The organism is Klebsiella grimontii (genome assembly GCF_042137965.1).
GTDB classification, from domain to species: Bacteria; Pseudomonadota; Gammaproteobacteria; order Enterobacterales; family Enterobacteriaceae; genus Klebsiella; species Klebsiella grimontii.
On the sequence record NZ_CP169722.1, the window covers coordinates 89,235 to 108,265 of the forward strand.

Annotated in this window: 23 protein-coding genes; all 23 read right to left on the minus strand. The window is 52.5% G+C overall.

Going from position 1 to position 19,031, the window contains the following annotated elements; all coding sequences use genetic code 11:
* Nucleotides 1-4 precede the first annotated feature (4 nt).
* Nucleotides 5-2,833 (minus strand): conjugal transfer mating-pair stabilization protein TraG, encoded by a 2,829-nt coding sequence (gene traG / locus ACE3MN_RS27260; RefSeq protein ID WP_375364395.1) that lies wholly within the window; start codon nucleotides 2,831-2,833, stop codon nucleotides 5-7.
* Nucleotides 2,833-4,182, minus strand: coding sequence for a conjugal transfer pilus assembly protein TraH (traH, locus tag ACE3MN_RS27265; protein WP_142446433.1), 1,350 nt, complete (start codon nucleotides 4,180-4,182; stop codon nucleotides 2,833-2,835). The genes traG and traH overlap by 1 nt, the downstream gene beginning before the upstream one ends.
* Before the next feature lie 465 nt (nucleotides 4,183-4,647).
* Nucleotides 4,648-5,196, minus strand: a complete 549-nt coding sequence (locus tag ACE3MN_RS27270) for a hypothetical protein (RefSeq protein WP_224232543.1) — start codon at nucleotides 5,194-5,196, stop codon at nucleotides 4,648-4,650.
* Nucleotides 5,186-5,761: a type-F conjugative transfer system pilin assembly thiol-disulfide isomerase TrbB gene (trbB, locus tag ACE3MN_RS27275; protein ID WP_142446419.1), complete on the minus strand. Its 576-nt coding sequence runs from the start codon at nucleotides 5,759-5,761 to the stop codon at nucleotides 5,186-5,188. Before trbB ends, ACE3MN_RS27270 begins: the two co-directional genes overlap by 11 nt.
* Nucleotides 5,733-5,972: a type-F conjugative transfer system pilin chaperone TraQ gene (gene traQ, locus ACE3MN_RS27280; protein WP_142446418.1), complete on the minus strand. Its 240-nt coding sequence runs from the start codon at nucleotides 5,970-5,972 to the stop codon at nucleotides 5,733-5,735. Before traQ ends, trbB begins: the two co-directional genes overlap by 29 nt.
* A gap of 435 nt (nucleotides 5,973-6,407) precedes the next feature.
* Nucleotides 6,408-6,845, minus strand: a complete 438-nt coding sequence (locus tag ACE3MN_RS27285; RefSeq protein WP_142446416.1) for a hypothetical protein — start codon at nucleotides 6,843-6,845, stop codon at nucleotides 6,408-6,410.
* 10 nt (nucleotides 6,846-6,855) lie between these two features.
* Nucleotides 6,856-7,608, minus strand: coding sequence for a type-F conjugative transfer system pilin assembly protein TraF (gene traF / locus ACE3MN_RS27290; RefSeq protein ID WP_142446415.1), 753 nt, complete (start codon nucleotides 7,606-7,608; stop codon nucleotides 6,856-6,858).
* Nucleotides 7,609-7,626: 18 nt separating this feature from the next.
* On the minus strand, nucleotides 7,627-7,953 hold the full coding sequence (locus ACE3MN_RS27295) for a hypothetical protein (protein ID WP_142446414.1): 327 nt from the start codon (nucleotides 7,951-7,953) through the stop codon (nucleotides 7,627-7,629).
* A 10-nt stretch (nucleotides 7,954-7,963) separates the two neighbouring features.
* Entirely contained in the window at nucleotides 7,964-8,191 is a 228-nt protein-coding gene (locus ACE3MN_RS27300) for a conjugal transfer protein TrbE (RefSeq protein ID WP_142446413.1), read from the minus strand.
* Nucleotides 8,181-8,462: a hypothetical protein gene (locus ACE3MN_RS27305; RefSeq protein WP_064174416.1), complete on the minus strand. Its 282-nt coding sequence runs from the start codon at nucleotides 8,460-8,462 to the stop codon at nucleotides 8,181-8,183. Before ACE3MN_RS27305 ends, ACE3MN_RS27300 begins: the two co-directional genes overlap by 11 nt.
* 37 nt (nucleotides 8,463-8,499) lie before the next feature.
* Nucleotides 8,500-10,380 carry a type-F conjugative transfer system mating-pair stabilization protein TraN gene (traN, locus tag ACE3MN_RS27310; RefSeq protein WP_142446412.1) on the minus strand — a complete coding sequence of 627 codons (1,881 nt, stop codon included), beginning with the start codon at nucleotides 10,378-10,380 and terminating at the stop codon, nucleotides 8,500-8,502.
* Nucleotides 10,377-10,994 carry a type-F conjugative transfer system pilin assembly protein TrbC gene (trbC, locus tag ACE3MN_RS27315; protein ID WP_219719430.1) on the minus strand — a complete coding sequence of 206 codons (618 nt, stop codon included), beginning with the start codon at nucleotides 10,992-10,994 and terminating at the stop codon, nucleotides 10,377-10,379. The genes traN and trbC overlap by 4 nt, the downstream gene beginning before the upstream one ends.
* 12 nt (nucleotides 10,995-11,006) lie before the next feature.
* Entirely contained in the window at nucleotides 11,007-11,969 is a 963-nt protein-coding gene (gene traU, locus ACE3MN_RS27320; protein ID WP_375364429.1) for a conjugal transfer pilus assembly protein TraU, read from the minus strand.
* A 26-nt stretch (nucleotides 11,970-11,995) separates the two neighbouring features.
* On the minus strand, nucleotides 11,996-12,481 hold the full coding sequence (locus tag ACE3MN_RS27325; protein WP_142446409.1) for a conjugal transfer protein TraP: 486 nt from the start codon (nucleotides 12,479-12,481) through the stop codon (nucleotides 11,996-11,998).
* A gap of 168 nt (nucleotides 12,482-12,649) precedes the next feature.
* Nucleotides 12,650-13,285: a type-F conjugative transfer system protein TraW gene (traW, locus tag ACE3MN_RS27330; RefSeq protein ID WP_142446408.1), complete on the minus strand. Its 636-nt coding sequence runs from the start codon at nucleotides 13,283-13,285 to the stop codon at nucleotides 12,650-12,652.
* A complete protein-coding gene (trbI, locus tag ACE3MN_RS27335) occupies nucleotides 13,282-13,683 on the minus strand; it encodes a type-F conjugative transfer system protein TrbI (RefSeq protein ID WP_051800694.1) in 402 nt (133 codons plus the stop codon). The genes traW and trbI overlap by 4 nt, the downstream gene beginning before the upstream one ends.
* A gap of 32 nt (nucleotides 13,684-13,715) precedes the next feature.
* A complete protein-coding gene (gene traC / locus ACE3MN_RS27340) occupies nucleotides 13,716-16,355 on the minus strand; it encodes a type IV secretion system protein TraC (protein WP_375364396.1) in 2,640 nt (879 codons plus the stop codon).
* 132 nt (nucleotides 16,356-16,487) lie between these two features.
* On the minus strand, nucleotides 16,488-16,892 hold the full coding sequence (locus ACE3MN_RS27345; RefSeq protein WP_155553381.1) for a hypothetical protein: 405 nt from the start codon (nucleotides 16,890-16,892) through the stop codon (nucleotides 16,488-16,490).
* Nucleotides 16,889-17,113 (minus strand): hypothetical protein, encoded by a 225-nt coding sequence (locus tag ACE3MN_RS27350; RefSeq protein ID WP_022644711.1) that lies wholly within the window; start codon nucleotides 17,111-17,113, stop codon nucleotides 16,889-16,891. The genes ACE3MN_RS27345 and ACE3MN_RS27350 overlap by 4 nt, the downstream gene beginning before the upstream one ends.
* Nucleotides 17,114-17,129: 16 nt before the next feature.
* Nucleotides 17,130-17,429, minus strand: a complete 300-nt coding sequence (locus ACE3MN_RS27355) for a hypothetical protein (protein WP_020315144.1) — start codon at nucleotides 17,427-17,429, stop codon at nucleotides 17,130-17,132.
* Nucleotides 17,430-17,457: 28 nt separating this feature from the next.
* Nucleotides 17,458-17,871 carry a hypothetical protein gene (locus ACE3MN_RS27360; RefSeq protein WP_224236395.1) on the minus strand — a complete coding sequence of 138 codons (414 nt, stop codon included), beginning with the start codon at nucleotides 17,869-17,871 and terminating at the stop codon, nucleotides 17,458-17,460.
* 240 nt (nucleotides 17,872-18,111) lie between these two features.
* Nucleotides 18,112-18,315 (minus strand): hypothetical protein, encoded by a 204-nt coding sequence (locus tag ACE3MN_RS27365; RefSeq protein ID WP_142446404.1) that lies wholly within the window; start codon nucleotides 18,313-18,315, stop codon nucleotides 18,112-18,114.
* 146 nt (nucleotides 18,316-18,461) lie between these two features.
* A complete protein-coding gene (traV, locus tag ACE3MN_RS27370) occupies nucleotides 18,462-19,025 on the minus strand; it encodes a type IV conjugative transfer system lipoprotein TraV (protein WP_135800737.1) in 564 nt (187 codons plus the stop codon).
* Nucleotides 19,026-19,031: the final 6 nt, after the last annotated feature.

The window sequence follows — 19,031 nt, forward strand, 5'->3', positions numbered from 1 at the left end:
ATTCTTAACGCTTATGCTTCTCCTGGAAATCGAGAGCCTTTTTCGTCAACTCATCTCGGGAATCAGCCCCGGGAATTAACTCTTGATGTTCCCTTCTGACATTATATTCACTTTCAAATTTATTTCCTGCTGTTTTGTGGTGATTTTCCAGATCGCTCTGTTGTTTCTTCACTTCACCACCCTTCTGCTGAATTCCCTGTTGGCTTTCTCGGTGCGCCTGTTTATTTTTAGACAGCATTGTATCAACTGACTGACCAACATTATCTTTAATTCCAGCATCCCGAGTCATGGTATCAATGCTACCAGCATTATGTCCGTAGTCGTTCATTACCGTACCACGATCACCACCACCTGATACACCAGACATGTTCTGGCCAATGGACTCTCGCCCTTGTTGGTAAGCACCATCAATCTTAGGCTCAACCTGAGCTTTGACGAACTCACGCGCTAGGGCTTCACGTTGCGCAGCAACTTCTGGCGAACTTGTGTTGGTCAGTATGGATTCTGCATTCTGCGGTGAACGTTGCTGGACAAAGTTAGCAAACTGCTGAGTCAGATTTTCACTCATCTGGCCGCTCATGCTCTCTGTCCGTGAAGCCATTTCACTGTATTCATGACTGCGTGTCCGGCTATTCGTATACTGGTCATAGCTGTTTTTAGCACTTGAGAGTGATGCTGCAAACTGGTCAACACGTGAACTGGCATTATTATCCGTAATATTGCCTGATGTGGAATTTTTTCGACTGGTAAAGTAATCTGATCCTTCTTTAAAGTCTTTAGCTGCCTGACTACTTATATCATGACGACTGTCTTCTGATTTACGGCCTGATTGTCCAACCGAATCTGTTGAACCAGAACTAGCAGTACCATTTATTGAAATTTTTCCACCGGCTTCCGCTCGTCCTCCGGTACCGAAAACTTCAAATCCACCACTTACTTTAGCGCTGCCATAAATTTCACCATTGACCGAACCTCTCGTATTTTCATCCATAAGATTCTGGAAGGATTGCTCGTTGCTGATGTTATTGGCTTTAGCATTTGAAACAACGGCATTCCACATCTTGCTTCTGGCCATTGAGTCCTGCGACGACTCAGTATTATCGGCCCCGGTTGTTGTCGACGCGCTGTTCCCTTTATTTGTGCCGAACTGCTGCAGGCTGTTCCAGGCACTTGTCACGCTGCTGTTATAACCATGCAGAGCACTTTCAGCCTGCACATCCGACTCTCTGGCCATCTGCTGCTGCGCACTGGCTATCTGACGACCGACGTTGATATCCACCGGCAGTTTTGACATTGCACCACCACTGTCCCAGACCATTGAGCCATCCCTGGTCTGCGTGCTCATTGCCCCATTCCCCAGCTGCCGCGACATCTGCCCGAAGCTGGTCGTGCTGTTGGTACCCCAGCTGTAGCCGCTGACGTTTTCCATCTGCATGTTTGAGAAGGAGTAATTACCATCCACAACTCCCGATGAAGCCTGAGACGTCGAGCTGAGTCCCGAAGAGGCAAAGTGGCTGTATGCGCTGGAGAAGCCGGCACCGATATTTTTGACCATATACCAGGTGAGCGGCGGTATCATCATCGAGATATACCCGGCCGTTGTCGCAATATCCGAATTCTTCAACTGCACCTGAGAGAGCTCAGAGAGAACCACAGGGACACCGTTCTGTTTTGCGTAGTAGGCCATCGCGCTGTTCAGGATGGAGAAGACAAGTGGCCAGGACTGCAGCCATATCAGGGCAAACGCGTAGCCCTTTATCACCTGCAGCGTCATCATGTTGAACATCGCGCTCATAATCAGTATGGGGAACAACCCAATCATGATACCCATGATCACCGTCTGCATCATTGGCAGGGAGCGCAGGGCCTGATGCCCCATCGTGGCCTGTGCCAGGCGTTGTTTCTCCAGCGACGTGGTGTTGGCGATGTTCACCAGACTTGCCGTGTCGCCGCTGCGGGCCGCGTAACTCTGGATGCCGTTGCGCAGCGCATTCATGGTGACATTCTGCCGGATAATCTGCCCGGCATTCTGGCCTGAGCTGTAGAAGTAGCTGTAACTGTCGCCTATCATCTGGCTGAACAGCAGGTCCGGATTCGGTTTGCCGCCAAACAGCTGGCGTACATAATAACTCCATGTTTTCCCGCCGGTCTGAGAGTCGAGTGCTAACGCTGACTTCAAATCACGTGAAGCCTCCAGACAGGTCTGGAACTTGTTGTTTTTATCGAATACCCCTCTCAGCGGGCTGGGATTAGAAAACACCAGTGTGTACGGGTCGGGCGAGTTCATCAGTTCTTCAAGGGTGTATTTGCCATTGAGAAAGATGTCACCCATCACGCAGTTCTGGACATAGTCGGAGAACAGCGTGGTAATTTCGGGGTTCTGCGAAACAAAATCCGTGCTTTTCGCCACCAGGTTTCCGCCAAACAGCATCCCGGTCTTACTGTAGGTGACACTGTCGGGCAGGGAGAAAATCATCTCGTAGCTCTGTACCAGGGCATTACCCACACGCGTGGTCAGCGACGCCGGAATGGCCAGGCCAACCGGGACGTTATCCACTTTGTAGACCTGCGCCACGTTGCTGTAGTCGATTATCTGTACAGGTGTACGGACGACAACCAGCATCGAGACCAGGGTCAGGGAAAACACCCAACCGACAAGGTCCATGATGTTGTGTTTTTTCACCCAGCTGACGGTCACAATCAGCACCGAAAACGCGATGCACATTTTCTCAATGGACGACCAGGTGGCGGTCCCCATGAACGCCGCGATGGCATTGAGATTACCCCGCAGCCAGTCGCCCCCGGCGATGGTGTAGATTTCAAGTGGCGTCATCAGAGGCTCCCTCCGAAATGGTAGTTGTTCTGGTAGCGGGTCATCATGCGGGCGGACACCTGCTGGCGCATGTAACTCATCTGCCGGTCAACAACCAGCATCGCATCCTGCTGGACCTGAACACGCGCCTGAAAGGCGGCAATCTGCACGCTCGCCTGATTCAGGTTTTCCAGAATTAAATCCATTGTCGACTGCGGGTAGTTGCCTGTGGCAATCATGGCCCGGGCCTGCTGAATAAGCTCCTGGATGTACTGCAGCAGAATGTCGTAGCCGATATAGTCCGTGAGCTGATAAATCAGCGTGTTTGAAATACCCAGCATCTGCGGGTCGACAATGTATTTGAACACCGGGATGGTGGTGCTGGAGATAAAGCCCTTCTCCTGCTCCGTCAGGGCCTGGTCCATTACCGCCTTGCTCTGAATACTGCTCAGAAGTGTCGAAATCTGGCTCTTAAGCGCCTTGTCGGCGGCAATGGTGACCGTCGCGTCTGCGACTACTTTCAGGCATTTTTCAGAATCGTTGCAGTGGTAGATTTTAGCCGTACCCCCTTCCATCATGGCTTTAATCAGGTCCTGGTCGGTGGTACGCGCCGGCAGCGGGGTGATTTCACTGTTCTCACCGAAGACCAGCGTCCCGGTGAGCGTCATCACAAACTCCTTCAGCTCCTTATTGCCGTCAAAGAGCCGGTTTTTGGACAGGGCATTCCACATGATATTGATGTTCTTCATGACGCGCTCCTTGTCCTTATCGCTGGCTTTATCCTGCACCTTGCCCATCTGCCCGCCAACCGAACAGCCCTGACGCGATGCCGCCCAGTCGGCAAAAATATTGCTTTCACCGGCAATGTCCTGGCAGACCTTCTGCTGCGCCACCTGGGTGCGGGGGAACAGGCCACCCACAATGCCCTGTGCGGCCTGGCACGAACTGAGGTTCATGCTGTTAATGTCGCTGGCCATTTTCTGCAGGAAGTCTTTGGCAGTTTTGATTTCGGGTACCGTAGTCTGCAGGGCAAGGTCAAAGAAGTAGCCTGCGGCGTTGGACATGATTTGTTTGCCGAAGCGCTGCAGCTGCTCGCTGTTAATGAAGCTGAATGAGCCCAGGTACGCATCGATGCCGCCGCAGCCAGCGTTGATATCCGGCAGGGTCATGCTGACCAGCTGGATGGATTTGACCTGCGTTCTGGCATACAGCGAACCACCGGAGGCGTAGCCCGCCGCCTGCCCCTGCCAGACCTGTGGCTGACTGGTATTGGACGCGAACCCCAGTTTGTTGAAGAAGTTATTCATATCGCCATTCACATCGGCGGCGGTGTTGAACGATATCCCCCCCAAAAGACAACTCAGCAATATACGTTGAAGACGGAAACGACTTCTGTAAGAATAAATCGTTCTGAACCACGGTGAAAACAGATACATATGTTGCCCTCTATGCCCGGTTGACAGCATTTATAAAAGGAGTGTTAATCATGAAGCTACCATTCGGAAAAATGATAAGAATGCTGGAAGACAAAAACTCTCAGGATATTTTACGAAATATATTCAGAGATACACTGACAAGCAGTTCGTTAATATTATTCCTGATAACACCTTCCTTATACTTCAAGGACAGCCCCATCATCGTCTGGCTTATTATTTTAACAATGTCGATATTAAGCTGCCTGTTCGTTCTCTCCTGGGTAATCTACACTCTTCGCCCCTTATTTGAAGAATTACTGCAACGAGATACAAAAATAAACAGAGCGTACTTTGCGATATGGGTTGTCTTAATTGAATTCGGTATAACGTTTAGCATTAGTCGTTTATTCATTTCAGTCATTAAGAATTAAACAGGGCTGTATAATAAACCCATGACACCCCCCAACAAAAAATTGACATGGGTAACAGGACCCAGAGTTCAGCGATGATATGGAATGCATCATCCAGAACCCTGCCTTCTGATATATCTCTCTGGATGCCACCTGTCATATATCCGGTTATAAACTGAGTCAGAAGGAACGTTCCTGCCACAGCAAAAAAATCCCACTGCCATGCCCGCAAAACCAGCAGGGCGAAAACCTGACAAACAACAGAGACTGAATTCCCATAAAATATTAACACCGGCTTAAAATCATCATATGGATACCCCCCAGCAGAAACTGAAAGAACCATAGCAAAAAAGACACTAAAAACCAGCACCACAGCCAGACCGAAATTATTTACGAAAAGACCCCATAAAACACACATTCCATTAATAAGACACTCAAGATTTTTTCCAGTAAAAATGATAGCGCCCGTTAAAAACACAACATACATCATGCATTGAAAATATAAACTCTTTTTACTTAAATCAGAAGGCCGCAGATTTAATGATTTTTTAATATTCATTTTTGGGCATCCCCATCATCTGAAATACTGTATCCACTCGCGCCATAAAGCCCTGCGCATCCGTGGCGCCCTGCAGAACCGGGTAAGCGGCCAGCGTGTTCACGTTGACCAGAAACGTGGTCGGCGTGGCCACCGGGATATTGGGGAAAAAGGTCTGCATCACCTCAGGTGGTACCGGCAGCGCCTCCGGAAAGGCCTCATCGCCCTGCCCGTCAATGGTATAGGGGAAGACAGAGAAGCCGTACTGCGTGGCCAGCTGCTTCAGGACCGGGTCAAACTTATGGCAGTACGGGCACTTCCCCTGCATGAACAACACCACTTTCCAGTCCCGCAGGTCCACTTGCCTGCCGTTACTGAGCCGGAGCCAGCGAGGCTGGGTGGCAGGCATCACAGCTCGAGGAGCATCATCCTGCCGGGAGGCTGATGCCACACCGGAGATGCCCTGCGGGTCCCAGAGTGACTTCACCTCATCGAGTGTTCCCCCGTGCGCCATGCCGGAGAGGGCCAGGAGTAAAGTTGCTGTGGTTGCTGCTGTTTTAGTTGTGTTCTTCAGGCTGCTTTTCACGGGCTTTCTCCTCCTTTTCGGCTTCAGCAATAAGGGCATTGAGAATGCGGTACCCGCCGAAGATGACCATTCCTAATCCCAGAATTTCAGCGGCCTGCACGGCCATTTCAGGCTGTTTTCTGACAAGCCTGGCTATCAGATGGGAAAACACTCCCACGGCCAGCACCCACATTCCCGTAATATCCAAATCGGGGAACCGAATCTTTCGCATATATCATCCTTCAGTTTTTAGACTTAAGTTTTTGAATGTGCTTTACTCATTACCGCGCATCAGACCAAACTACAATCAATAGAGTTCGGAGAGAGAATGGACATAAAAATAGATAAAGACAGACAAGACAGACTCCTGACAATCAGGGACCTTATCCGGGAAACTCTTTTAGGAAATGCGGCAATAATATTCATTGCATATATTTTATCTCTTTCACTGCCCCCTCAAAACATTCCGGACTACATTGTCATTACATTATGCCTACTAACAATTTTGGGATTGTCATACTGGATGTTTCAAATGGCGTTCATTTATATCATTCAACTAACCAAGGCTCTCACTGCCCTTTTCTTGTTTATGGTGTGGATTTTTCTTATTCAGTTTGCAATCTACTATAAATTCGACGATATATTTGGAGAGAAACTAGCATACTTATTATTTAAATAGACACATGATTCCAAACCAAACGCAGAGCGCCATTGCCAATGACGCTCCACTAATGCAGACATTTCTTTTTATCAAACCAGAATGCCCCCCCGAAACAACTGCAAGCATACCCACATGCACAACCAGTGGAATAATAGTCTGCACAACCCCGGCTATAATGAACAGGAAAAAATAAGAGTGTGAGGATATTTTAACGAGAAATGGTATCTGAACAGTCAGAACAGTTAATGCACACACCAAATACTCACAAAGAAAATTTTTACCAGTATTTATTGAGCCAAGTAAAACAGGAAAAAGCAAGCATATTGCTGGAAAAATCCCAAACCAAAAAATCCGACTACCCTCAGGAATACCCATTATTTCTGATGCCAGCGCCGGAATGGTGATAAAAAGCAGAGCAATACATCCAGCCCGAAAATAAATCATCCGTTAATCCTCAAAAGTTTGGTTTAAAGTCGCTGGAGACATAGAGGAACTGTTTCGCCAGGTCGTCCTGGCTGATGAAGCCGTAACTCAGCGGCTTCACCTGGCCGCTTTTCGGGTTGACCAGCATCATCGCGGGGAAGAACTTCACACCGAGTTGTGCGGCCTGTCCCTGGTCTGTCCGGCTGTCGGGCAGCATGGGGTTAATGACGCCGTCGACCGACACCGGTATCACGCTCAGGCCGTAGGTTTCGCGGAAGTTCTGAATCACCTGGACCAGCTGGCCATCGATGGCTTCGCGGCCCCGGTAGAAGAACATCACGCCAAAATGCTGCGCGAGGGTCGAGATAGCCCGGCGCTGTTCGGCATAGTCGGCCGCCAGCTGGTTTTTTACCGTGCCGTTGTAGTGGCTGTACTGCAGGTTGTAATCGAGCTCCGGGTGCGCCAGCATGGCCTTCTTCGCGCTCATCGAGAACAGGCCGGCCTGCTGCGTCCAGTAGTTCTGCAGCCGGAAGTACTTCACAAAGGCCGGTACCGAGGGGTACATAATGGCTTCCGCCAGGGCTTTCTTAGTCGCCTGCTGCAGGAGAGCCTGCTTCTGGAGAATATCCATTTGCGGTGGCGGGGCCGCCGGTACTGGCGGCTTTTCAGCTTCCCGGGACTTCAGTTTCTCGTTGTACCACTGCCAGCCCGCATCTTTGGCGAAAGCCGGCAACAGGGTGCAGCAAAGGCACCCCGCCAGAAGGGCGGTGTGTATTTTTCGCATGATAACTACCTGTTTTAATCAGTGTGGCTGGCGGGAAAGTTGCTGGTAGGCAGCGTGTTTATCGAGCAGGTGAATGACTTCACCCTGACCATTGCGCAGTTCAAAGCGGTAGCTGCTGCAGTAAAGGGGGAGATCGGTTATCGTTAAATTCACCCGCTCCCCACCCCGGACCACCCACGCGACCTGAGAAATCCGGTCACACTGGATACCCCAGGCACGGTTGGTGGCCATAAATGCACTAATCTGTTTGTCCCGCCACAGGCTGTAAGACATGATGCTCACCAGAAAAACAACAAACACGCTGACAAACAGCACCACCATTCCATACGACTTTTTCTCTTCCATCCCTGCTCCTTTATTTTCCCTTCTGTAAAAGTCTGGTCAGCGCCGAAAAAAACAGATAATTCATAAGTCCGACACCGCCCATGCAGAGAATAAAGATAACGCTCAGGATATAATCACTGCCTGATGTTCCTTTGACGGCATCCCATGAAAAGTACAGCACCGGAGAAATAATAATTATCGTCAGCGCCAGTCTCAGCGAAAAATCGACGGCAGGATGTTTGTGAAAATTAACTTTCATTCTTTTCTCTCCCGTTACGAGTATTCTGTTTTACACCGTCAGCCTTGTGCAGCCCGATAACGTAGAAAATGAGTGATGCCGCCCCCATCCCCATCGACTCAGACCAGCCCCGGGCAGACAGTCCTGCAAACGCAACGGCAACAGCGGCCTGGCACGTCAGGGCACCCAGGAATATCAGGAGCAGACTGCGGCCTGACATGCATAAAGCAATACCAGTCGGAATAAAAAGAAAGACCACAAGCAGAACAACCACCATGAATGACGCGGCCATTTAATCACCTTTAGATATGTATGTTATTAAAGAGGGGTTACTTTGCAGAAGACTGTGTGAGAAGCTCTTTGATGCGTTCTTTCGTTTTTTCTGTCAGCGCTGAGTTCTCAGGAATAGACTGGTTCTTCATTAAATCCTCCATGAAGTTCGTGAAATCCAGCTGGTCAAAGTTGATACGCTGAAGCTCATCCACGCTGATACCCCGACAGTCCGGGCTTTTCGCGCCGCCAAATCCGATATGCAGCTGGCCGTTTCGTCCCTGCTGCTGAACAATCTGCGCCAGTTTTGAATCAAACTGACAGTAGCTGCGCTTTTTCTCCAGACAGACACCCAGGACTTTTTTCGAACAGAACTCCCCGATGCTGATGGTCAGCTTGTTGGCTTTGGCTTTCGCGAGCGCCTTATCTTCGCCGCTGCAGCGCGCCAGCCCCACATCCTGCCCCCAGCCACTGTCCTTGCAGCAGTTACTGAATCCGGCGGCGAACTTCTTGCAGTATTTCGCGTTGCCGGTGAAGGCCCTGACATTCACGCCGTCCATCTCAGCCACGTCCTTACCGGCTGCCGCCAGGGCGGCCAGTTCGGAGACTGCCTGACCAAAATCATTGTTCTTCCCGGAGGCCGCCTTATCGCATTCGCCATCGAGACAGAACACATCCCCGCCGCAAATCATCTGCTTCCCGCTGGTCCGCGTCTCACAGGAGAACGTAGCGTACTCATGAAGACAGGTCCCGCTTCCGTCCTCACTGTAAAAGGCGCACTGGCGGGATGACAGGGTGCAGGCTTTGTTATCCATCAGAGACTGACAGGCACCAAAATCTGCAGGCTGAGTAATGTACGTGTCCCTGTAAGCCCAGCAGGCCTGATAAACCGGGTACGCTTTCCCGTCCTGCCAGACCTCTTTCGTGCTTCCCGGCTCAGTACATTCTGACGATGTTTTGTTTCCTTCATCTTTGTTAAAGGCGCAGTTCTCAACCCAGGTGACGTCAGGCTCCCACTCTTTTGAGGCGACCTGCATTGTGGCGCGGATGTTCAGAGTGATGTAACCGGAGCGGAGATTCCGGGCCAGTATGCCGGCGAAGTAGCTGACCGAATAGCTGTCATGCAGCTTAATGGTCATAATCTCGTCCCGGCCCTCCACAACCTGATAACCGCCACCGGAAAGGGTTTTCCACTCCTGCCCCCCTTCCACACGAACCGAACCGCCAAGGGCATAGAGCGTCCTTGCCTGCCCCGGTGGCGCATAATTCGGCAGGCTGGTAATGAAATACTGCGCCTCTGCATGAATAAGTGTCCCGGTCACACCGAAACTGAAGCGCACTTTGACCTGGTCGCCCTCCTGCCAGGCATCCTTCAGCGCCACGCTGTACACATCAGTCGTCGTCGTATCGTTATAGTGACCGGTAATGGTCGCCGTCCGCATACAGTACTGCTCAACCTGAAGGTCGCGCTCACAGGTGTGGTTCGTGAATTCACTGCGGTTAACCACCTGGGCCGTACAGGCCTGTCCGGTATCCCCGACAATCGTATCCGCCCGGGATTCGATGTCTTTTGCCGACTGAATAAACGGTGCCTCCGGGGAAACCAGGTCCGGAGGCCGGTTTGTGAATGACTCCGTAATGGTTTTACCGGTCTCGCCCTGGCTGAACTCAGCGGCCGAGTCACCTTTCAGGGCACTGTCTCCGCTGGCAGTGACGCCACCGTAGTATTTTGTCTGGTCCGGGCTGTCGGTATACCCCGGCAGGTTTTGCTCGCCGCTGAAGTTTTTCAGCGAGTCAATCCCGCTGCCCTGCACCTGCTTCGCAAAATCCGACCCGGCTTTATAGTCGGTACCGCTGTCAGCACAGGCCGGTGATGCCAGCCAGATGAAGGCACTGAGGACAGAGGCGTGCAGTGTCAGAATGAGCGGGAGTTCTTTCACCGGACACCTCCCAGCATTGTTCTGGCCGTCTGTGCGCAGTCACCTGTTTCCGCCACTTTCTCCAGCGCCTGTTTCAGGCGAATATTGCCGCGCACCACGTCGAACCCCGTCTGACAACGGACCACCAGGGCCGGGACACTCCGGATGTTGTATTGTGAGTACAGCGTCGGATCGATCTGGACGCCATCGGTGACACCGTCCTTTACCAGCTGCAGCACCGCGTCAGTGGTGGTCTTCATATCGTTATTAATCAGTCCCCGCAGTGTTGCCGGAATACCGTACTGGCGGGTTTCATGCAGCATGCGCTTCAGCCCCTCTTCCGGTATCGAGAAGGAGACAAAATACAGTGCCCCTTCTGTCGGTTTTTCCTGATTCGCTGCTTTCTGCTGGCTCAGAAGATTATCGATAAACTGGCTGTCTGAGCGGTTGAGTGGATTGCGCTTAATTTGCGCTTCCAGCTCCTCCCGCAGCTGTCTGTCGGGATGCTGGCGCAGCTGCTCGCTTAAATTCTCCTGCTGTTTCAGCCAGGCTCTGTCTTCGGTTGTGGGGCCAACGGCCCCACACACCTTCATGGTCAGTAAGGCCATCACAATCATCGCATTGATAAATTTCATCGGAGACTCCTGTCAGAGGAAGACGCAGTTACGTTTACGCCACATCAGATAGCCGTAGTTCTTTCGTGAGTTGGGGGGATTTCGTCCCGCTTCCCAGCGCATCACGCTGCGACCCACGGGATGGCACTGACCGCTGTCGGGGTACATGTTCACCATCTGATAGCGCCAGCGCTCTTTGGGGATAATCGGGGACGGGTACTCATAACAGACCGCCTTGTCCTTGCCGATGCTCTCCATGATTTGTCCCTGCCGGTGAAGCTTGTACGCCATGCGCTCGCTGACCAGTAACGAGGACTGCAGCGGACTGGACTCGTTGCTGACCCAGCCGCTGAAGGGATACATCGAACCCTGAGAGCCGGCGCACCAGAACAGAACATCCAGCGGCATATGAAACGCGCTGGCCATCGCATCAGCAGCACAGGCGCCCTGCGCAATCGGGTTGGCAAACAGAATGGCTTCCGGATTCAGGATGGTAGTCAGGCTGCTGTCCACCCAGGTCGGGTCAATCTCGGAAAGATACGCAATATCCATATCGCCCCCTTCCAGGCAGCCTGCTGACGTGATGATGTTCAGCCAGTACGTCAGCGGGTATTTGTACCAGTGCACGTGATAGAAGGCCCCGTTCACCTGTTTGTCGTCCTTTTTCGCGGTCCCCATGCCGGTCTTGCCGAGGTTGATGCTGAATCCCCCCAGATTAACCATGCAGCCCGGGGAACGGCTGACGTCCGTCATCGCCATGGGCTCCCAGTACCCGATGGCCAGACCGGGGCGAACAAACAGCGGCGGCGGAGCCGGGCAGAGCTGCAGGGGACTGCCGGGATTGCTGGTATCCGGCAGGTCGCCTTTGCCGACCTGCACGCTGCCGAGCGACAGGGGGAAGATACAGCGCCAGCATACATCGGTGATCGGGTTAACAAATCGTCCCTCACAGGAAGGGTCTGCAGCGGCGCGGCCCGAGAATACCGAAAAAGTCATGCAGATGAGAAAGAACACAGCAGCTTTCATTTCTGATCTGTCTCCCTGAGCCGGTTATCGGGAAGGGTGACGCTTCCCGCGTCACCTGCCACTTTGACAAATACATGGCGAGGGAAACGGGGAAAGCACCCCAGAAGCCAGGACAGTCCTGCATATACCAGCGCCATTACGATCCAAAGCGCTTTCCAGGTTCCGCGCCACAATTCGTCAATACTCTCTTTTATATAATCGGCATAACCCGCAGCATCCGTGCTACGACAGTGCTCTCCGAATAAAGGACCGCCTAAGTTCGGACCACACCCTCCCGGTGTCCTGAATTCCCCATAATTTACATATCGCGTTGAAGCCGCTATTTCGTCTGCCGCTACCTGGCCCGGCGTGGTGTCACGCAGCCAGAAAATTAAGATTACAAACAGCATTACCGTTGCAGCAGGCCACATAACCAGGTAATGGACTGCCCAGACCAGCCAGCGCAGGCAATATAAAATGAGTGCCAGAGCCTTATTTATCATGATGCCCCCATGCTTCAGCGGTCAGACTCTCGCAGCAGACCGTACTATCATTGCGGTGAAGGGTGTTGCCCGGATTGATACGACTGTTGGATGTCATGTTCTTCGTCCTCTGAGTTGTGCCGTCTTCCCGGCTTGCTGTGTGACGACCTGCCGGCCAGTCTCGTCGGTTCATGGCTGCGGGGCCGGCGGGAAGGTCTCAATATTCAGCCGTTCACCAGACGGAGCCGGCGTGATACGCGCCGGCACCGTGGTCAGGCCAAAGCGCTGGCTCAACACGCCGTTCTGGTCGAAATAAATCCGGCTGTCCAGTGCGGCGGACGTGTCCGGCACGCTGCCACGCACCAGGATAATCTTGCTCATCAGGGTTTCCGGCACCTGGCGCTTCATCCACGCCACCTGGTCGGCGTCATCCCCGTTGATGAAATACAGGGTCTGCATAAACGGCACGGTTTTCAGGGGGTTCACAACTTCGCCCTTGCGGGCAAACACCCGCCCCTCATGGTCTTTCAGGTCTTCACTCAGACGGATGCTGGGGTCAAACCAGCGCTGCTCATACTTCTCTGCCCGTTTAATCCCCTCCACCGGCGCCGGGCGCTGGCTGTTTTCAATGACGCGCTGTTTAAATTCATCCATCGTCTGGTCCCACTGACCGGAGGTCTGCAGTTTCTGCAGACGCTGCGTGATGAGCTGCAGCATGTCCTGCTCGCGCACGGGCCACAAATCCCCCCAGGTCCCGAGGTCGGCCGCCTGTGTCAGCGGCGACAAAAGACAGCTGGCGAGCAGGCAGCCTTTCAGTCGTATCATTGCTGTGCTCCTTTCATCCGGCGGGCAATGTCGTGCTGAATGGTGCGGGTCACATCGGATGCGCCCTGAACCACGGCGGGTGAGACCAGAATGAGCACATGATGTTGCTGCTGATAATCCGCCAGGCTCTTCTCCAGTGCCTCGTTAAACCGGTCCGAGAGCACTTTTGACTGCGCCTCAGTCAGTGGCTTCTGGCTGACGCTGTCCATAAAGTTGTCGAGCGTCTTTTTCATATCGAAGGCCACCACCCGTGGCGTGGTGTACGCCAGCATCACCCGCGTGAGCATGACGTTGCAGGCCAGGGTAAAAACGACGAGGGCGGTGATGACCAGCACCCGCCGGAAAGTGCGCGATGTCGCTTTGTTTTGCTGCTGTTCCGGCCTCTGCTGCTGTTGCATCTGCTCCGTTTGTTGCTCTGCATTCTCTTCCATCAGCGGTTTTCCTCTGTGTCGTTTTCAGATATCCGGGATTCAAGCTCAGCCATCTCCCTGTCAAAGTTGCGGCAGGCCAGGCCGTACACCGCATCGTGAATATCGACACCTTCTGCCCGGCGCGCTTTCATGTACTCGAAGTCCGGGCCTTTGGAGGAGTACATCGCCCTGCTGAGCGGGTCGACAAACAGGCGATGCCAGGAGCAGTTCGCCTCCACCTGCAGCATAAAAGAGGAGAACCACTGCTCTTTGGCCGAGCCGAATCCGTTAATCATGTCTTTCTCAAGCTTGCTGAACTGGTCTGGATACAGCTGGTTGTATTTCGCAAACTCCTTCGCTGACTGCTTCAGAATGGCCTTGTACGATGAGTTACCCCAGGCGGCCCGTGCCGCGCTCGATGCGGTCGGGGAGTCGAAGTCGACGATGTTCTGGGTGATGGTGATATAAGCCCCGGTGTGCCGGCGCGCCGTCCGGTAGCCCTTCTCGATAAAGGTCCCGACCTTCTCGTTTTTGAAGTCCAGCAGTCGCCAGCCTTCATCGATAACGTTAAGTTTTTTCAGGCTGCGCGGGGACTGGTACATCCGGTTCTCGATATAGATAATCAGCGAGAACATCACCGCGACCAGCAGGGACTGGCGCGACTCCAGCCCGCCCAGCTCAAGGACCACCATCCGGGCATCGTCGTGCAGGGACGGCTCATCGGAGTTGAAGTACTCCCCGTACAGCCCGTTCACGGTGTACTGGTCGAGCAGGATGATCATGTCATCAAGACGGCTGCGCACCCCCGGCGAGTCGGCGTATTCCTCACTGTCTTTCTCGCTCTGGAGGAAGTCCACCACATCATCGATGCGCGCCTTGTTGCGCTTACTCAGCCAGGCCGCCCGGACCGCCTGCAGGAGCAGACCTTCGTGTACTTCATCCAGGTTGCCGTTGGGACTGGCCATCACCGACATCTGGTCGCGGATACGCTCGGCGGACAGGTCAAAGTTCGCGTCGTCGAGAATATTGGCGAACGGATTAAACTTCAGCGAGTCGCCGTCGAGATACACGCCACCCATGTTTTCGCACAGGAGCTTGTAGCCGTCGCCCATGTCGAAGACCCAGGCAAAACCGCCGGAGTCGAGCACGCTGCGAATGAGGGGCTGGATCAGACCGGTTTTCCCCGCCCCGGAGGTGCCGCAGACCGCCATGTTGAAGTTGGTGTTGTTCATTCCCTCGTAGAACAGGTCGATGAACGCCAGCTGGTTACGGTAGGTGGGGGCCAGGAGTCCTGCCGGCGCCAGCGGACTGTCAGCAACAACCGGCAGAAGGTTGGCCACCTGGAACGTCTCAGCCCGCTTCACCACACCTGCCGCCTGAAGCTCTTTAAACAGGCCTTCGCCGCACTTGAACGGCATCATGGCCAGAAAATTACGCAGGTGATGGTAGCGGGCCGGGATAAGCTGGAAACCGCCCTTACGGTAGCTGTTGAGCACCTGCTGTTCGGTAGCGAGAGAGGCCTCTGCGTTGTCGGCGGTATACGTGGTGATGTTAAAGAAGTAGGACACCAGAGAGGTCTGGTTGGTCGCCAGACGCTGGCGGATATCGCCCCACTCCTGCACTTCTTTTATTACGTTCGGAAAATACTTCGCATAGGAAGTTTTGCTTTTCTTCTCCACGTCCATGAATTTCAGGTTGGCTTCGTTCTGGGTTTTCACCTGGTCCTCGACCATCAGCGTCAGCGTGATGACAAAGGGGCAGGAGATGGAGAGCTCAGGGTTCAGCAGGTTGGCGTAGTTGTCCGCCGCGGTCCAGAGAAAGGCGATTTCCGGGTCACACTCCAGGTGGTAGTTCGTCACCCGGGTCACGCACTCTTTCCCGTCGCGCCCCAGGCGGCCGATTTTCAGGTGACCGGCGGTGACCTGCATGTCGAAGCTGTCATCCACGCACTGGTAGTTCAGGTCCTGATACGGGTCCAGCTTGTACGGCACCCGGTACATCTCGTGCGGGTCCGGGTTAATCAGCTCCCGCATCAGTTCGACCAGCCCGGCTGCATCGAGAATACGCGTCGGGATGTAAGCCCCGCCGAGCGATGCCCGTAACACTTTAATCTGATTCTCCAGCTCCACAATTTGCGAGGTGGAGTTCTTCTTGCGGGGCACGCAGCAGGAGATGTAGACGCGGTAGTTACGCAGCGTCAGGGGCAAATCCAGATTGTCCGGCAGGGGAAACTGTGTTTCGGCTGCCCGGAGATAGTAGGCGCGGGTGATGGCATTAAACTTTTTAGCCTGTGTACCGCTCCAGCGGAATTCACGCAGGCCGTAGTCGATATCATTCCCGACCAGCTTACTGGATACCAGATGAAAACTGACCGGCACACCGCGGGGAAGTTTACTGCGCAGTAAATGCTCCAGCGTGGAGACGATATCTTTATCCGCACCGGGAAGCGGGCGCGCTTCAAACATATAGCCGACGGTTTTGTTATTAATAAACAGCCCGGTGGCAGAGTCATAATCCTTATAAGGCAGGATACGGCTGAACTGCGGAAAGTTCATGCTGCCCAGCGTGTCATTGGCTTTGGCAGATTCGTCGGGCAGCTTCAGCGCAGAGACCAGCGAGTTCACGGCCTGCGCGACGGTATCCATGATGTTATTACTCATGCGAGCATTCCTTAATACATTTTAGAAATTCAGAGAAATATCAGGCTGTAGTTCGCGGATATATCACGCAAAGCCATTTTTAAAATCGCAGACACAAATAAACACCGAAAGTCGCTCAGGCGAATTTAAAAACTATTTACCTGCACGCTTATATAACTCCCACTGGCGGATATACTCATCATACTGAACCGTCGGTATATTAATGATGACACCGGCACAACCCAGTTTATTAACAGGTTCGGTAAATGCGCCCGTCGGAATGTTTGCCTCAAGGAGTTTACAGTCATTTTTCCAGTGTCTCCCGGCTTCCAGCTCATCCATCGTGAATGACCGACTGGTAAAGACGATAAGTGTGACAAACGCAACCACTGCCATAAGCGCACTAAAGAAAAATACATTAGCCCTGCAGACTCGCAGATTAATCTTTTCAGGGATAACAAACATGGCCAGCGCACCGACAACACCGATAACGAAAAGGATCAGGCACACACCAATAAGCCACTCAATATTATCTCCTTCAAGGTAGTAGGCTCTCATTGACTGCCTCCGTTCAGCGTTTCCATCGTACTGTTCAGGGGTTCTCGCGTTTTAACTTCAATGCACTCACCCGTATTACTTCCGAACCTTCTGTTGCCTCCACGCGCTTCGACTGCACGCAGCATTTTGAGGCACACATCCGTATTGGGCATAGGTGTGATACTCCAGATACCACCGGCACTAGCCGGTGTCATCAGCACCAGAAAAATGAAGGTATGCATACCTTATTGTCTCCGTTTATAAATTAACGCCGAACAGTTCTTCAATTAATTCTGCGATGGTTTTTATTTGCTTATCGCCATTTATCGCCCTGTCATAATCAGCCTTGCTGACATTTTCAATAACGTCACCACACTGAAGCCGGTTTTGCGCGGAAGAGAGAAACCCCCTGTCAATATTCGACTCCAGTAACCGGCAGTCATTAATCCAGTGATGAGCCTGCGCCTCGGGTACAGCGTGGCTGTCAGAAGATAACAACAGAGCATACCCGACCACAGTAATGACCAGCGCGAGACCCCATTTGAATAATTCACTCATAACCAGCCTTACCTTTCAGTAAATAAATTCAGTGCAATTCACTCTGCATTTTTTCAGACGAACCAGCCTCTGGCCTGTACTTAACAGGAAGGTAGCGGGTTATCCCATCAGGACAGGACCAGGCATCTTTTGTTGTCCCGAGCAACCCTGCCTGTTGTGCTTCAAATGCGGAGACCTTGCAGTTTTTAAGCGTAAAAGAAATATTATCTTTTCTTTGTTGAATATTTTTATAAGTAGACTCAGGTTCAAGTGCAGCAATAAATATAAACAAACAAAATAAGACATCAATTACCAGGAGGATTAGTTTACTCCACCATGACCTGAAATCCTTCAGAACAAAAAAAACAGAAATAACTCCAGTACCCGTAATCATGAAAATCAGTGGTATGTATACCGGCTCTTCTTTCAGAAGCAGCCAGGTATATTTAAAAGCCTCAGTCATTATCCCATCCTCTGAACACGCTACCGCCCTCCCCTTTCAACGCGCGGGGTACTCGTTATAAAGCCAGTAATAAGAAAGCGCGCCCCCGCCGGAAATGGCGCAGGCGTGTGGGATATCAGTTAATCCGGGGCTGGCCCCATGCCGATGGCATCACCACAAATAACACCGTGGTGATGCTCTGGATAAAACACCAGGGTATCATCAATCTTTGCCCGAAATTGATACTTGACTCCTTTGGACTTAACAGACTTCCTTATACCAGAGCCTGAGCATTATAAAACAGGTGTCGGTAGAGAAACCGTCGCCAGTAACTTCGGTCAGGGTTTCAACTGAAATTACCTGAATATTCTTGTTTTCAATCCATTCATTCATTTTACGGACGCAGTCAATCTCCCCATTGCCAGATGTTTTTTTATCTTTTTTAAAATCCTGAAACTTAATCATAAAAAACGACTCCATTCTTCATAAATTTTCAGACCACAAGCGCGAGGTGCAAAGCACGCTACCGCCCATCCCTTTCAACGCAGAGGGCACTCGTTTTAAATCCGGTGTACATTCAGTGTTCACAGCGCCATTAACGCCGCTGTTGATTAGTTAATTCGGGGCTGACCCCATGCCGATGGCGTCACCACAAATAACACCGTGGTGGGCTGGTGATAGACGTCTTCAGCATCGATATACGGCGCTATCCAGAGGGAGGCCGTCTGTTCTCCCTTCCTGAGTGGCCGGGGATAATTGCCCGGCAGCGTTACAGGTGAACGAAATGTCTGACTGACCGGCGTGGCAGTGAGCGGCGCGGTCCGATTGCTGGCGTTTTGCACCGGGTGTACTGGCGGCGCGCTCAGCATGCCTGCCGGTTTCACTGCCGCCGTTGACACTGGAGTTGTGCCGGTTGCAGAGAGGGTCGGTTGCGGCGGCAGCGGGTACGATACCTGCGACAGCGTGCGGAAGTTGCCGTCAGCCAGTCGAGGCAACCCGGCCGCAGCCGGCTTTGCGGCGCTTTCCTCCCGGGCCTTCGCTTTCTCATTCGCCTGCTCCATCGTCATACAGGTATCCGATGTCGTGGCATTACATTCGAATTCCGTCTCTGTGCCCGCGCACCCGGTTAAGAGCAAAGCGCTGCCCAGAGGAATTAACAGCATTAATTCCTTCATGATATT

Bases quoted from the DNA above. Each gene is read 5' to 3' on its own strand.
- traG (WP_375364395.1), bottom strand. From the start codon at position 2,833: ATGACGCCACTTGAAATCTACACCATCGCCGGGGGCGACTGGCTGCGG.
- ACE3MN_RS27270 (WP_224232543.1), bottom strand. From the start codon at position 5,196: ATGAATATTAAAAAATCATTAAATCTGCGGCCTTCTGATTTAAGTAAA.
- traQ (WP_142446418.1), bottom strand. From the start codon at position 5,972: ATGCGAAAGATTCGGTTCCCCGATTTGGATATTACGGGAATGTGGGTG.
- ACE3MN_RS27285 (WP_142446416.1), bottom strand. From the start codon at position 6,845: ATGATTTATTTTCGGGCTGGATGTATTGCTCTGCTTTTTATCACCATT.
- traF (WP_142446415.1), bottom strand. From the start codon at position 7,608: ATGCGAAAAATACACACCGCCCTTCTGGCGGGGTGCCTTTGCTGCACC.
- ACE3MN_RS27295 (WP_142446414.1), bottom strand. From the start codon at position 7,953: ATGGAAGAGAAAAAGTCGTATGGAATGGTGGTGCTGTTTGTCAGCGTG.
- ACE3MN_RS27300 (WP_142446413.1), bottom strand. From the start codon at position 8,191: ATGAAAGTTAATTTTCACAAACATCCTGCCGTCGATTTTTCGCTGAGA.
- ACE3MN_RS27305 (WP_064174416.1), bottom strand. From the start codon at position 8,462: ATGGCCGCGTCATTCATGGTGGTTGTTCTGCTTGTGGTCTTTCTTTTT.
- trbC (WP_219719430.1), bottom strand. From the start codon at position 10,994: ATGAAATTTATCAATGCGATGATTGTGATGGCCTTACTGACCATGAAG.
- traU (WP_375364429.1), bottom strand. From the start codon at position 11,969: ATGACTTTTTCGGTATTCTCGGGCCGCGCCGCTGCAGACCCTTCCTGT.
- ACE3MN_RS27325 (WP_142446409.1), bottom strand. From the start codon at position 12,481: ATGATAAATAAGGCTCTGGCACTCATTTTATATTGCCTGCGCTGGCTG.
- traW (WP_142446408.1), bottom strand. From the start codon at position 13,285: ATGATACGACTGAAAGGCTGCCTGCTCGCCAGCTGTCTTTTGTCGCCG.
- trbI (WP_051800694.1), bottom strand. From the start codon at position 13,683: ATGCAACAGCAGCAGAGGCCGGAACAGCAGCAAAACAAAGCGACATCG.
- traC (WP_375364396.1), bottom strand. From the start codon at position 16,355: ATGAGTAATAACATCATGGATACCGTCGCGCAGGCCGTGAACTCGCTG.
- ACE3MN_RS27345 (WP_155553381.1), bottom strand. From the start codon at position 16,892: ATGAGAGCCTACTACCTTGAAGGAGATAATATTGAGTGGCTTATTGGT.
- ACE3MN_RS27350 (WP_022644711.1), bottom strand. From the start codon at position 17,113: ATGCATACCTTCATTTTTCTGGTGCTGATGACACCGGCTAGTGCCGGT.
- ACE3MN_RS27355 (WP_020315144.1), bottom strand. From the start codon at position 17,429: ATGAGTGAATTATTCAAATGGGGTCTCGCGCTGGTCATTACTGTGGTC.
- ACE3MN_RS27360 (WP_224236395.1), bottom strand. From the start codon at position 17,871: ATGACTGAGGCTTTTAAATATACCTGGCTGCTTCTGAAAGAAGAGCCG.
- ACE3MN_RS27365 (WP_142446404.1), bottom strand. From the start codon at position 18,315: ATGATTAAGTTTCAGGATTTTAAAAAAGATAAAAAAACATCTGGCAAT.
- traV (WP_135800737.1), bottom strand. From the start codon at position 19,025: ATGAAGGAATTAATGCTGTTAATTCCTCTGGGCAGCGCTTTGCTCTTA.